The organism is Streptomyces sp. NPDC033180 (assembly GCF_055577645.1).
In genome coordinates this window covers 657,977-670,969 of record NZ_JBVIPU010000002.1, presented here as the reverse complement: position 1 = coordinate 670,969, position 12,993 = coordinate 657,977, and the positions used below count along the sequence as shown (strand labels likewise).

The 12,993-nt window shown below is 70.5% G+C and carries 9 protein-coding genes; 6 read left to right on the top strand and 3 right to left on the bottom strand.

The genetic code is table 11. From position 1 onward, the window contains the following. Nucleotides 1-30 precede the first annotated feature (30 nt). On the top strand, nucleotides 31-1,581 hold the full coding sequence (locus tag ACZ5WE_RS09715) for a phytoene desaturase family protein (RefSeq protein ID WP_467684107.1): 1,551 nt from the start codon (nucleotides 31-33) through the stop codon (nucleotides 1,579-1,581). 39 nt (nucleotides 1,582-1,620) lie between these two features. On the opposite strand, the gene ACZ5WE_RS09710 is transcribed toward ACZ5WE_RS09715, so the two are convergent. Further along, complete coding sequence (locus ACZ5WE_RS09710; RefSeq protein ID WP_467684109.1) at nucleotides 1,621-3,429, bottom strand: serine hydrolase domain-containing protein; 1,809 nt, start codon at nucleotides 3,427-3,429, stop codon at nucleotides 1,621-1,623. 175 nt (nucleotides 3,430-3,604) lie between these two features. On the opposite strand from ACZ5WE_RS09710, the gene ACZ5WE_RS09705 reads away from it, so the two are divergent. Together ACZ5WE_RS09705 and ACZ5WE_RS09700 are read left to right on the top strand one after the other, a co-directional pair. Then, entirely contained in the window at nucleotides 3,605-4,708 is a 1,104-nt protein-coding gene (locus ACZ5WE_RS09705; RefSeq protein WP_467684110.1) for an NAD(P)H-dependent flavin oxidoreductase, read from the top strand. A 65-nt stretch (nucleotides 4,709-4,773) separates the two neighbouring features. Further along, on the top strand, nucleotides 4,774-6,330 hold the full coding sequence (locus ACZ5WE_RS09700) for an acyl-CoA synthetase (protein ID WP_467685149.1): 1,557 nt from the start codon (nucleotides 4,774-4,776) through the stop codon (nucleotides 6,328-6,330). A gap of 133 nt (nucleotides 6,331-6,463) precedes the next feature. Here ACZ5WE_RS09700 and ACZ5WE_RS09695 read toward each other — a convergent pair whose 3' ends face one another. Then, on the bottom strand, nucleotides 6,464-8,881 hold the full coding sequence (locus ACZ5WE_RS09695) for a penicillin acylase family protein (RefSeq protein WP_467684112.1): 2,418 nt from the start codon (nucleotides 8,879-8,881) through the stop codon (nucleotides 6,464-6,466). Nucleotides 8,882-9,040: 159 nt separating this feature from the next. On the opposite strand from ACZ5WE_RS09695, the gene ACZ5WE_RS09690 reads away from it, so the two are divergent. Next, nucleotides 9,041-10,540, top strand: coding sequence for an acyl-CoA synthetase (locus tag ACZ5WE_RS09690; protein WP_467684114.1), 1,500 nt, complete (start codon nucleotides 9,041-9,043; stop codon nucleotides 10,538-10,540). A gap of 3 nt (nucleotides 10,541-10,543) precedes the next feature. Here ACZ5WE_RS09690 and paaK read toward each other — a convergent pair whose 3' ends face one another. Continuing rightward, a complete protein-coding gene (gene paaK, locus ACZ5WE_RS09685) occupies nucleotides 10,544-11,830 on the bottom strand; it encodes a phenylacetate--CoA ligase PaaK (protein ID WP_467684116.1) in 1,287 nt (428 codons plus the stop codon). 177 nt (nucleotides 11,831-12,007) lie between these two features. Between paaK and ACZ5WE_RS09680 the strand changes: the two genes are divergently transcribed. Together ACZ5WE_RS09680 and ACZ5WE_RS09675 are read left to right on the top strand one after the other, a co-directional pair. After that, nucleotides 12,008-12,214, top strand: a complete 207-nt coding sequence (locus ACZ5WE_RS09680) for an alpha/beta fold hydrolase (protein WP_467684117.1) — start codon at nucleotides 12,008-12,010, stop codon at nucleotides 12,212-12,214. A gap of 19 nt (nucleotides 12,215-12,233) precedes the next feature. Next, complete coding sequence (locus tag ACZ5WE_RS09675; protein WP_467684119.1) at nucleotides 12,234-12,848, top strand: chorismate mutase; 615 nt, start codon at nucleotides 12,234-12,236, stop codon at nucleotides 12,846-12,848. Nucleotides 12,849-12,993 lie beyond the last annotated feature (145 nt).

Here is a 12,993-nt window from a genome sequence, read left to right as displayed (position 1 = left end):
ACGGGGCGGCCCCACGTGTTACGAAGGGCTATGCCTCCTCGCGATCGATACGACGCCGTCATCGTCGGCGGTGGTCACAACGGACTCGTGGCCGCCGCCTATCTCGCCCGCGCCGGACGCTCCGTCCTGCTCCTGGAGCGGCTCTCCGGGACCGGCGGCGCCGCCGTGTCCAGCCGGCCCTTCACCGGCGTCGACGCCCGGCTCTCGCGCTACTCGTACCTGGTCAGCCTGCTCCCGCGGAAGATCGTCCGGGACCTCGACCTGGACTTCCGTGTACGCACCCGCACCGTCTCCTCCTACACGCCGACCGAGCGCGACGGGCGTCCCGCCGGGCTGCTCGTCGGCGGGGGAGAGGCGCGCACCAGGGACGCGTTCGAGCGGCTCACCGGCGGTCCGCGCGAGTACGAGGCCTGGCGGGAGTTCTACGCGATGACGGGGCAGGTCGCCGAGCAGGTGTTCCCCACGCTCACCGAGCCGCTGCCCACGCGCGACGCCCTGCGCGAGCGGGTCGGTGACGAGGCCGCCTGGCGCGCGCTGTTCGAGGAGCCCATCGGCGTCGCCATCGAGGAGCGCTTCGCCGACGACCTGGTGCGCGGCGTGGTGCTCACCGACGCCCTCATCGGAACGTTCGCCGACGCCCACGACCCGTCCCTGCGCCAGAACCGCTGCTTCCTCTATCACGTCATCGGTGGCGGCACCGGCGACTGGAACGTGCCCGTCGGCGGCATGGGTGCTCTCACCGGCGCCCTCGCGGACTCGGCCCGGGCGGCGGGTGCCGAGCTCGCCACCGACCACGAGGTCACCCGCATCCGGTCCGACGGACAGACCGCCGAGGTCACCTACCGCACGCCCGAGCGCGAGGCCACCGTCGCCGCCCGGCACGTCCTGGTCAACGCCTCACCGCAGGAGCTGGCCGCCCTCGTCGGCGACACCCCGCCCGCCCCGGCCGAAGGCGCCCAGCTCAAGGTCAACATGCTGCTCGAACGGCTGCCGAGGCTGCGCGACACGTCGGTCGACCCACACGAGGCCTTCGCCGGGACCTTCCACATCGGGGAGGGCTACGGGGAGTTGGCGGCCGCGTACGCCCAGGCCGCGTCCGGAGAACTGCCCGCCGCGCCGCCGTCCGAGATCTACTGCCACTCCCTGACCGATCCCAGCATCCTCGCCCCCGAACTCGTGGAGCGCGGCTGCCAGACCCTCACCCTCTTCGGCCTGCACACGCCGGCCCGCCTCTTCGCCCACGACAACGACGCCGTACGGTCCGAACTCCTGAAGTCCACGCTGGCGCAGCTGGACGCGCACCTGGCCGAGCCGCTCGCCGACTGCCTCGCCACCGACGCCGACGGGCGCCCCTGCATCGAGGCCAGGACCCCGCTGGACCTGGAACGCGACCTGCGCCTGCCCGGCGGCAACATCTTCCACCGCGACCTAGCCTTTCCCTACGCCCAGGACGGCACAGGCCGCTGGGGTGTGGAGACACGGCACGCGAACGTCCTGCTGTGCGGCGCGGGCGCCGTGCGCGGCGGCGGGGTCAGCGGCATCCCCGGGCACAACGCGGCGATGGCCGCGCTGGGGGAGTAGGGCGGCTGCCCCGGCGGCCTCTGCCCCGGCGGCCTGTCCTCAGTCGGCCGACGGGGCCCACCCCACCGCCTCGATGCGGGCCGCGTCGGCGGGCCGTGCCTCGTCGAAGGCGGTACGCCCGCCGTCCTCGACCCGCAGCCCGTCGGCGTACGCACCGCGCCCCACGTAGAGCTGATCCGTCGCGTACCGCCACCGCAGCCGCACCTGCTCGCCCCGCAGGCCCGAGAGGTCCGCGGTGAGGCGGTGCCAGACGCGCCCCGACCAACCGGAGGCTGTGCCGTCGGGGTGCCTGCGGGCATCCGATCCCCTGTGCTGTGTCGTGAACGGCACCGGCTGCCACGTCGTGCCGTCGTCCCGCGAGGACTCCAGGCGCAGCTGGTCCGATCCCGGCTCGGTGTCCCACCACAGCTCGCAGCGCAGCCTCGCCCGATCCGTGGTGAGGGAGAGCGGCGGCAGGGTCAGGGTGGCCGCGGTGGCGTTCGCCATGCCGGAGAACCAGGCGGTGCGTCCGCGCGCGGGACGCACCGGCACGGCGCGCGCCATGCGGTTCGCCGCCGCCACCCTGGGGGCCGAACCCGAGCGCCAACTGCGCACCGGATGGACCGAGTTGCCGAGGACGACCAGGAACGAGTCGGTCGTCGGGTCCAGGACGAGGGACGTGCCGGTGAACCCCGTGTGGCCCGCGGTGCGCGGTGTCGCCATCGCGCCCATGTACCAGTGCTGGTAGAGCTCGAAGCCCAGACCGTGCTCGTCGCCGGGGAAGGCGGTGTTGAAGTCCCTGAACATCAGCTGCACGGACTCGGCGGACAGGATGCGGGAGCGCCCGTAGATCCCGCCGTTGAGCAGGGTGCGGCCGAGGATCGCGAGGTCCCAGGCGCACGAGAAGACCCCCGCGTGTCCCGCGACCCCGCCGAAGCCGAAGGCGTTCTCGTCGTGCACCTCGCCCCACACCATGCCGCGGTCGAGGCCTGACCAGGGCAGGCGGGCGTCCTCGGTCGCGGCGATCTTCGGCTGCCAGGACGCGGGCGGGTTGTAGCGCGTGCGGTGCATCCCGAGTGGAGCAGTGATCTCGTCGTGGAGCAGTGCGTCCAGCTGACGACCCGTGATCTCTTCGAGGAGCAGTTGGAGCGAGATCAGATTCAGGTCCGAGTAGAGGTACTTGGTGCCGGGCGGGTTGAGCGGTGACTCGTTCCAGATGAGGCGCAACTGCCCTTCGCGCGTGGGTTCCTTGAAGAGGGGGATCCAGGCACGGAACCCGGAGGTGTGGGTGAGGAGCTGCCGGATGGTGACGTCCTGTTTGCCCGCGCCCCCGAAATCGGGGAGGTACGAGGCGACCTTCGCCTCCAGTTCGAGCTCGCCCCGCTCGATCTGCTGCACCGCGAGCAGCGAGGTGAACAGCTTGGAGACGGACGCGAGGTCGAAGACCGTGTCCTTGGCCATCGGGATCTGCCGGTCGGCCGGCAGCTCGATGCCGGTGTCGGTCCTCTCGTCGTACGCCGCGTAGCGCACGGCCTTGCCGATGGGCTGGTGCAGGGCGACCGTGCCGCCGCGGCCCGCGAGCAGGACGGCGCCCGCGTACCAGGGGCGCTTGGGGGAGGGGCCGAGGAACTGCTCCGCGTCGGCGACCAGTTGGCGCAGATGCCCGGCGAGCAGCCCCGCCCGCTCGGGGCTGCCGGGCCGCAGTGTCGGATGCTTGGCGCCGGTGGTGGCCCCCGCCGCCGCGGCCGGACCCGCGGGGAAGGGCACCAGCGCGAGCGCGCCACCCAAGGCGACGGCCCGCGCGCCCAGTTGGCGGCGGCTCAGCCCGCCACCCGCTCTGTCCGACGCCGCCCCGCTGTCCTCGGCCATGACCGTGCCCCCTCCTGAAACGCTCCTGAGCTGAAATTATCTTTCGGGATCACAAGAGACTGCTGAAACTTTCATGTCAGCACCACGCCCTGTCAACCACGGGTGCCCTGCAAAGATCTGACACAGCATCAGAAAATCTCTTCCGTCGTCCGGGCGGCTGCGGCATCCTGCGCCCATGCAGACAGACCTGAGCAGGAAACTGGGGATCGAGCACGCCATCTTCGGCTTCACGCCCTTCCCGGCGGTGGCGGCAGCCATCAGCAGGGCGGGCGGATTCGGCGTGCTCGGCGCGGTCCGCTACACGGCGCCCGACGAGTTGGCCCGTGACCTCGACTGGATGCAGGAGCACGTCGGCGACCGGCCCTACGGACTCGATGTCGTGATGCCGGCGAAGAAGGTCGAGGGGGTGAGTGAGGCCGACGTCGAGGCGATGATCCCCGAAGGCCACCGCCAGTTCGTCAAGGACACCCTCGGCAAACACGGCGTACCCGAACTCGCGGAAGGGGAGGTGTCCGGCTGGCGCATCACCGGCTGGATGGAACAGGTCGCCCGCAACCAGCTCGACGTCGCCTTCGACTACCCGATCAAACTGCTCGCCAACGCGCTCGGTTCACCGCCGGCGGACGTCATCCAGCGCGCCCACGAGAACGACGTACTCGTCGCCGCGCTTGCCGGTAGCGCCCGGCACGCGCGCAAACACGCAGAGGCGGGCATCGACATCGTCGTCGCGCAGGGCTACGAGGCGGGCGGCCACACCGGTGAGATCGCCTCCATGGTCCTGACGCCGGAGGCCGTCGAGGCCGTCGCGCCGCTGCCGGTCCTCGCGGCGGGCGGCATCGGCAGCGGGGAGCAGATCGCGGCCGCGTTCGCGCTCGGCGCGCAGGGCGTGTGGCTCGGCTCCCTCTGGCTCACCACGACGGAGGCCGACATGCACTCGCGGGCGCTCACCGAGAAGCTCCTGGCGGCGGGCTCGGGCGACACGGTCCGCTCACGCGCCCTGACCGGCAAGCCCGCACGCCAGTTGCGCACGGAATGGACCGACGCCTGGGACGACCCGGCCGGCCCCGGCACGCTGCCCATGCCGCTGCAGGGGCTCCTGGTCGCCGAGGCGGTATCGCGCATCCAGAAGTACGAGGTCCAGGCGCTGCTCGGCACGCCCGTCGGGCAGATCGTCGGCCGCATGAACAGCGAACGCGGCGTCCAGGCGGTCTTCGACGACCTGACCAGCGGTTTCGAGCGCGCCATCGACCGAGTGAACCGTATCGCCGGACGTGACTGACGACTGATGACCGACTGACTCACTGACGACTGACGAGAGACGGAGGAGAGGTCCTGATGAGCAGCATGCCGGGCAGCACGCCCCCCAACGGCTTCTGGGCGCAGGCCGAAGCCGAACCGGACCGCACGGTCCTGACCGCACCCGACGGCGAGCAGTGGACCGCGCGGCGCCTGCACGCGGCGACCAACCAACTCGTCCACGGGCTGCGCGCCGCGGGCCTTGAGCGCGGCGACGCCTTCGCCGTCGTGCTGCTCAACGGCGTCGAGTTCCTCACCGCGTACCTCGCGGCATCGCAGGCCGGCTTCTACCTGGTCCCGGTCAACCACCACCTGGTCGGGCCCGAGATCGCCTGGATCGTCGCCGACTCCGGCGCGAAGGTACTGATCGCGCACGAACGGTTCACGCAGGCGGCCACCGACGCCGCCGACGAGGCGAAGCTCCCGGCCACGCACCGGTACTCCGTGGGCGATGTCCCCGGCTTCCGCCCGTACGCCGAACTCCTCGCCGGGCAGCGGGAGTCGGCGCCGGCCGACCGCACCCTCGGCTGGGTCATGAACTACACCTCGGGCACGACGGGACGCCCGCGCGGCATCCGGCGCCCCCTGTCCGGCAAGCTCCCCGAGGAGTCGTACCTCGGCGGCTTCCTCGGCATCTTCGGCGTCAAGCCCTTCGACGGCAACGTGCACCTCGTCTGCTCGCCGCTCTACCACACGGCGGTACTCCAGTTCGCGGGCGCCGCCCTGCACATCGGCCACCCGCTGGTCCTGATGGACAAGTGGACGCCCGAGGAGATGCTGCGCCTCATCGACACGTACAAGTGCACGCACACCCACATGGTCCCGACCCAGTTCCACCGCCTCCTCGCGCTGCCGGAGGAGACGAAGTCGGCGTACGACGTGTCGTCGATGCGCCACGCCATCCACGGTGCCGCACCCTGCCCGGACCACGTCAAACGGGCCATGATCGAGTGGTGGGGCGAGTGCGTCGAGGAGTACTACGCGGCCAGCGAGGGCGGTGGCGCCTTCGCCACCGCGCAGGACTGGCTGAAGCGGCCGGGCACCGTGGGCAGGGCCTGGCCCATCAGTGAACTCGCCGTCTTCGACGACGACGGCAACCGACTGCCGCCCGGTGAACTCGGCACTGTCTACATGAAGATGAGCACCGGCGGATTCTCTTACCACAAGGACGAGTCCAAGACGAAGAATAACCGCATCGGCGATTTCTTCACGGTCGGCGACCTCGGCCTCCTGGACGAGGACGGTTACCTCTACCTCCGCGACCGCAAGATCGACATGATCATCTCGGGCGGGGTCAACATCTACCCCGCCGAGATCGAGTCCGCCCTGCTCACCCACCCCGCCGTCGCGGACGCGGCGGCGTTCGGCATCCCGCACGACGAGTGGGGCGAGCAGGTCAAGGCGGTCGTGGAGGTGGCAGAGGGGCACACGGCCGGCGACACCCTGGCCACCGAGATCCTCGACCACTGCGAAAGCCAACTGGCGGGCTACAAAAGGCCGAAGAGCGTCGACTTCATCGAGGTCATGCCCCGCGACCCGAACGGCAAGCTCTACAAGCGACGGCTGCGAGAGCCGTACTGGGAGGGACGGGAGCGCGCGCTGTAGTCGGGCCCCGTCAGGGGCGCGGGGAACTGCGCGCTCAGCCCCCACCGGTCGAGATCGAAAAGCAAATCCGGTGGCCCCCTGGGCCGAGCTCGACCCAGGGGACCACCGGCTTCGGTTCACGCGGCTCGTGGCCTCAGCGTTGGCGGACCTTCACCACCTTCAGCTTCGGATCGCCCAGGATGTCCTTCTCGCAGAAGCGTGACGTCACCCAGCGCTCCTCGGAGTACAGCCGTGTCTGATCGCGATAGTGCGGCGAATCGGGGTTCGACGACTGCGAGTACGTGAGGAGCGTGCGCGCCTTCGGGCAGCGGCTCTTGTCCCAGCCGACCGCCTGGATGTGGCTCGAACCATGCGCGACCTCGGTGTAACCGCCGCCCTTCGCGTCCCAGACCGGCTCGACCTTGTTCCACACGCCGATCGACTCCGTGCCGCCATGGATCGGCAGCCGCTCCGAGCCGCGTACGACGAACTGGTTCTTGCCGAGCGGCGCGTCGAGCGCGATGCCCGCGCCCTTCAGCTCGGCCACCGTGTCGGCGAGGGCGGTCGCGAAGCCCGGCGCGGCCGTGTTGAGGGTGTTCGGGGTGCGCACCGGGTCGGCGGCCGAGAACGGCACCTTCCACAGCTGGGCGCTGGGCACAGCGGCGACCAGCTTGCGCCAGAACCGGTCGAAGAGCAGCGCGCCCTTGCTGTCCGTGTCCATGCTGTGGTCCCAGGCCTTGAGGGCGGCACAGGCCTTGCGTACGTCAACCGCCTTGCCGTCGCTGCCCGTTGCGGTGCCTCCTGGCAGCGCGGCACACGCACGCGCCGCGTCGTCGGCGGCCAGGTCGCCGGCCGGGGCGCGGTTCGCGAACTGCTGCTTCTGGAGGTCCTTGACCGTCAAACCGCCCTCCTTCGCCATCGCCGCGACATCCTCGATGGCACCGCGCGTCCGCATGGAACGCTGCGTGCCGATCGTCCCGAAGATCCGCTCGTACCCCGTGATCGGCCGGTCGGCGTTGGTGAGCCAGGCGCTGTCGTTGGAGTTCTCCGCGTACGGGGCGTCCTTGAGCGTGGGCATCTTCGACGGGCCGAAGATGCCCGGCTGGACGGCGTCCTTGTCCGAGCCGATCGCGCACGCGCCGCGCGAACCGTCGAGCACGGCCACGCCCGACGCCGGATACGTCACCTTGCCCAGGTCCGTGGAGCACCGCTGGGCGAGGTCGTCGGTGATGCGGGGCAGCACCTGCGACTGGCTGAGCAGCGAGTGGCCCTTGCGGTCGGCGGCCACGGTGTTGACCCAGGGAAGCCCCTGCGTGTCGCGCAGCGCCTTCAACACGCCGTCGGTGGAGCGGGCCTTGCCGAAGCCGAGGTCGGTGTCGCTGCCGCGCATGTTCGTGGCGTTGGGGTCGTTCAGGGCGTACGCCGTCTTCGCCGACCAGGGCAGCGGAAGCTGTGCGCCGAGGCCGGTGGTGACCGGGCCGTATCGGGTCCACCACTGGGTGCGGGTCACCGGGGGGCCGCCCTTGACCGGCACCTCGACCGTCCGCTTCGTCATCCTCTCCCGCTTGCCGTCCACCAGATAGGTGGTCGGATCGGCGGGATCCAGGGTGAGTTGATGCAGATTGAGCGTCACGCCGGTCGCCACCGTGTGGCTCCACGCCACATCGCCGTTGAAGCCGATGTTGACGACGCTCGTGCCGAGCAGTGAACCGCCCGAGACGTTCAGCTCGCCGGGAATGGTCTGCTGCGACTGCCAGAAACGTCGACCGCCCTGCCAGGGGTAGTGCGGGTTGCCGAGCAGCAGACCCTTGCCGTTCGCGGTGGTCTTCCCGCCGAACGCGACGGCGTTGGACCCCATGACGGCCTCCTCGGCGGAGAAGAGCTCGCGCGCCTCCTTCGCGGTGCGCTCGGGGTCCGGCGCGCGGTCCGGAGTTGTCGCGCTCGGCGGCTGCGCGGCGGTGATGCCGTCTATGCCGCGTCCCTGACCACCGAGGACCTGGACGGCGAAGCCCTGCCGGGCCACGTCCAGGGAGGTGATCGGGCGCAGCCACTTGGCACCCTTGCACGCGGGGTCCGTCACGCGGTTCTGCTTCAGCCACGCGTTGTAGCCCGCCGTGAAACCGCGCATCAGCTTCTTCGACGTGGCGCTCGGTCCGGCGGGGGCGGGCTGCTTGAGGAGCTTCTCCACCGTGTGCGTGTCGCGGACGCCGCCGAAGTAGAGGTCGCTGGAGAGGTTGGTGGTCGCCGATGACAGCGACCCGTCGGGCTTGCCGTCGGGGCCGAAGTAGCGTGACCGCTCTCCGCGTACGGTCACATATCCCTCGGCGAGGGTGCATACCTGGTCGGCGGCCTGCGCCCAGCCGGTGCCGAAGCCGAGGTTCTCGTAGTCCTTGGCGAGGATATGTGGGATGCCGTACTGGGTGTAGCGGACGGTGGCGGACAGGCCGCCGCCCGACGGGCGGGCGTCGCGCGCGTCCGCCGCGCCGGCGGTGGCGGCGGACGAGGGCAGAAGGGCCGTGGCGGTCAACAGGCTGATGCCGAGGGCCGTCAGCCGTCTGGAGCGGGAACGCATGCTGCCTCCCAACTGGTGCAACTGATGCAACTGGTATCAGGGCAAGGGCGGTTGAGCGTACCAACCGGTATGTCAGTTGATCGAGTACCGGGACCGGCCAGGTTTCGTGCCCTGTCCGGAGCCTTGACCGCCGTGACGCGCGCGGCACAGGATCACGCCATGACGGGTGTACGCAGCAATACGGTCGACGGGGTCCTTCGACGGAGCGCGCGGCGCGTGCCGGGGCGAGTTGCTCTGCGCTACGGCGAGCGGGTCTGGACGTACGCGGAGTTGGACATGGCCGTGGCGCGTGCCGCTCAGGTGCTGCGTGCGGCGGGCCTTGGCCACGGTGACCGAGTCGGTGCCTACGCCCACAACTCCGACGCCTACCTCATCGGGTTCCTGGCCTGCTCGCGGGCGGGCCTGGTCCATGTGCCGGTCAACCAGAACCTCGTCGGTGACGACCTGGCGTACATCGTGGGCCAGTCGGGCTGCTCGCTGGTCCTCGCCGACCCGGATCTCGCCCCGCGCCTGCCCGGCGACGTCCGCGTGCTCGCCCTCCGCGACGCGGACGACTCGCTGCTCGCGCGACTCACGGCCGCACCGGCGTACGACGGGGAAGAACCCGGCGCGGAGGACCTCGCCCAGCTGCTCTACACCTCAGGGACGACCGCCGCGCCGCGCGGCGCGATGATGACGCACCGCGCCCTCGTCCACGAGTACGTCAGCGCCATCACCGCCCTCGACCTCAAGGAGACGGACAAACCCGTCCACTCGCTGCCGCTCTACCACTCGGCGCAGATGCACGTCTTCCTGCTGCCGTACCTCGCGGTGGGTGCCGAGAACACGATCATCGACGCGCCTGACGCCGAGCGGATCTTCGAGCTCGTCGAGGCGGGCCGCGCCGACAGTCTCTTCGCGCCGCCCACCGTGTGGATCGGCCTGTCGAACCACCCCGGCTTCGCCACCCGCGACCTCGGCGCCCTGCGCAAGGCGTACTACGGGGCGTCGATCATGCCCGTCCCCGTCCTGGAGAGGCTGCGCGAACGGCTGCCGTCGCTCGGGTTCTACAACTGCTTCGGACAGAGCGAGATCGGCCCGCTCGCCACGGTCCTCGGGCCCGACGAGCACGAGGGACGGATGGACTCCTGCGGGCGGCCCGTCCTCTTCGTCGAGGCGCGGGTCGTGGACGAGCGCGGTGTGGAGGTGCCCGACGGCACCCGGGGCGAAGTCGTCTACCGCTCACCGCAGTTGTGCGAGGGCTACTGGGACAAGCCGGAGGAGACCAAGGAGGCGTTCCGTGGCGGGTGGTTCCACTCCGGGGACCTCGCCGTGCGGGACGACGAGGGCTACTTCACCGTCGTCGACCGCGTGAAGGACGTCATCAACTCCGGTGGCGTCCTCGTCGCCTCGCGCCAGGTCGAGGACGCGCTCTACACCCACGCACGCGTCGCGGAGACGGCGGTGATCGGGCTGCCGGACGAGCGCTGGATCGAAGCGGTCACCGCCGTCGTCGTACGCAACGGAGAGGTGACCGAGGCCGAACTCATCGACCACGCACGCCAGAAGCTCGCCCACTTCAAAGCGCCCAAGAGGGTCCTGTTCGTGGACGAGCTGCCGCGCAACGCGAGCGGGAAGATCCTCAAGCGGGAGCTGCGGGACCGCTTCAGCGCGTCGTAAGCCTTACGGGTTGCGCAGGTCCACGATCCGCTTGAACTTCCCCATCGACCGCTCGATCGTCTCCGGATCGACGATCTCGACCGCCACCGAGACGCCGATGCCGTCCTTCACCGCCGTCGCGATCTCCCGCGCCGCCGCCTCGCGCCGCTCGGCAGTCGTCTCCGCGCGGGACTCGGCGCGGACCGTCAGCGCGTCCATGCGGCCCTCGCGGGTCAGCCGCAACTGGAAGTACGGGGCGACGCCCGGCGTCCGCAGGACGATCTCCTCCACCTGCGTGGGGAAGAGGTTCACGCCGCGCAGGATCACCATGTCGTCCGACCGGCCCGTGACCTTCTCCATCCGGCGGAACGTCCTGGCCGTGCCGGGCAGGAGGCGTGTCAGGTCGCGGGTGCGGTAGCGGATGACGGGCATGGCCTCCTTGGTGAGGGACGTGAAGACCAGCTCGCCGCGCTCGCCGTCCGGAAGCACCTCGCCGGTGATCGGGTCCACCACCTCCGGATAGAAGTGGTCCTCCCAGATGTGCAGGCCGTCCTTGGTCTCGACGCACTCCTGGGCGACCCCGGGGCCGATGACCTCCGAGAGCCCGTATATGTCCACCGCGTCGATGGCGAACCGCTCCTCGATCTCGCGGCGCATCTCCTCCGTCCACGGCTCGGCGCCGAAGATGCCGACCTGGAGGGACGTCGTGCGCGGGTCGACGCCCTGGCGCTCGAACTCCTCCAGGAGCGTGAGCATGTAGGAGGGCGTGACCATGATGATCTCGGGGCGGAAGTCCTGGATCAGCCGGACCTGCCGCGCCGTCATGCCGCCGGACGCGGGAATCACCGTACAGCCGAGCCGCTCGGCCCCGTAGTGCGCGCCGAGCCCGCCGGTGAACAGGCCATAGCCGTACGCCACATGGACCTTGTGCCCGGGACGGCCACCCGCCGCGCGGATCGAGCGGGCGACGACGTCCGCCCACATCGACAGGTCCTGCTCGGTGTAGCCGACAACCGTCGGCAGGCCCGTCGTGCCGCTGGACGCGTGCAGGCGCCGCACCTCGGACTGCTCGACCGCGAACATCCCGAAGGGGTAGTTGTCCCGCAGATCGGTCTTGGCCGTGAACGGGAAGCGGGCCAGGTCGGACAGTGCGCGACAGTCGTCGGGGCGCAGGCCCGCCTTGTCGAACGCCGCCCGGTAGAAGGGCACGTTCTCGTACGCGTGCAGCAAGGTGTCCTGCAGGCGCTCCAGCTGCAGCGCCTCCAGCTCCTCGCGCCCGAGGCGCTCCGCCGCGTCCAGCATGGCCGTCATATGGAGTTTCTCCCGTCCCAAACGGGCGACCGATCATTCGGTCGTCGATCTTCTGTCAAGGTCAGTAATCCAGCCCCGGAGGCGGCCGTCAAGAGATCGCGCAGGGCAGCCTTGAGCTGGGGCGCGACAGCCGAACGGCATTGTCCGGCTGCGGCGCGAGATGTGATGATCACCCCCATGCCGACCTTCACCTTCACCGCGTACGACGGGACCGAGCTCGCGGGGGAGTACGACGGCGCTCCGAACCCCGCGCACGCGGCGGAGTTCGCCGGGTTCTTCCCCGGGGGCGTGCGTCAGGTGCAGCCGGGCGGCGGGCACTTCCCCTGGCTTGATGATCCGGAGTGGTTCGCGCGGCGCGTGGCAGGATTCCTCGCGCAGGACTAGGACTACTGGAGGAGTCTCTGTGCGTCTTACCTCGTCCGCGGGGCGTCTGTTCACCGCCGGGGCCACGAGCGTGGCTCTGCTGGCCGGAAGCGGGAGCATCGCTGTCGCCGCTCCGTCACAGCGGCCGGCGGCCGTCGCCCCCGAGCCCGCGTACGCCCGGCTCCACCCGCTGGTCGATCTCGCCGCCCAGCGTCTTGCCACCGCCGATCTCGTCGCCGCCGCGAAGTACGGCACGGGCAGCCCCATCGACGACCCGGCTCGCGAGAAGCAGGTGCTCGACGATGTCGCGCGACAGGCGCGGGATCTTGGCGCCGACCCTGAGGCGACCGTGCGGATCTTCCGGGACCAGATCGAGGCCAACAAGGTGGTGCAGCGGGAGTTGCACCGGCGGTGGGACGCGGACCCTTCGCAGGTGCCTGCGGAGAAGCCGGACCTCGGGGAGGTCCGCAAGGAGATCAATCGCGTGAACGGCGAGCTGGTGCGGGGGATCGCCGGCTCTCCGTCGGCGAGGTCCACGCCTTCTTGTCGGGGGCTTGTGGCTGTGGCGGGCGTACGGGTGCGGGGTGAGCGGCAGCTTGATGCGCTGCACGCCGTGGCTCTGGGGCGGGCACTTCGGTCTGTCTGCTCCGGCTGACGGTTTTTCCGGACCGCCGCTTCGCGGCGGATTCTTTCTCGCCCACCCAGCCGATTGCCCTGCGGTGACATCGATTTGGAGTGCGTGGCTGGTGCGGCTGGGGCTCTCTCCGTCTCCCTGGTCGCTGCCGTCAGATCGCCGACAT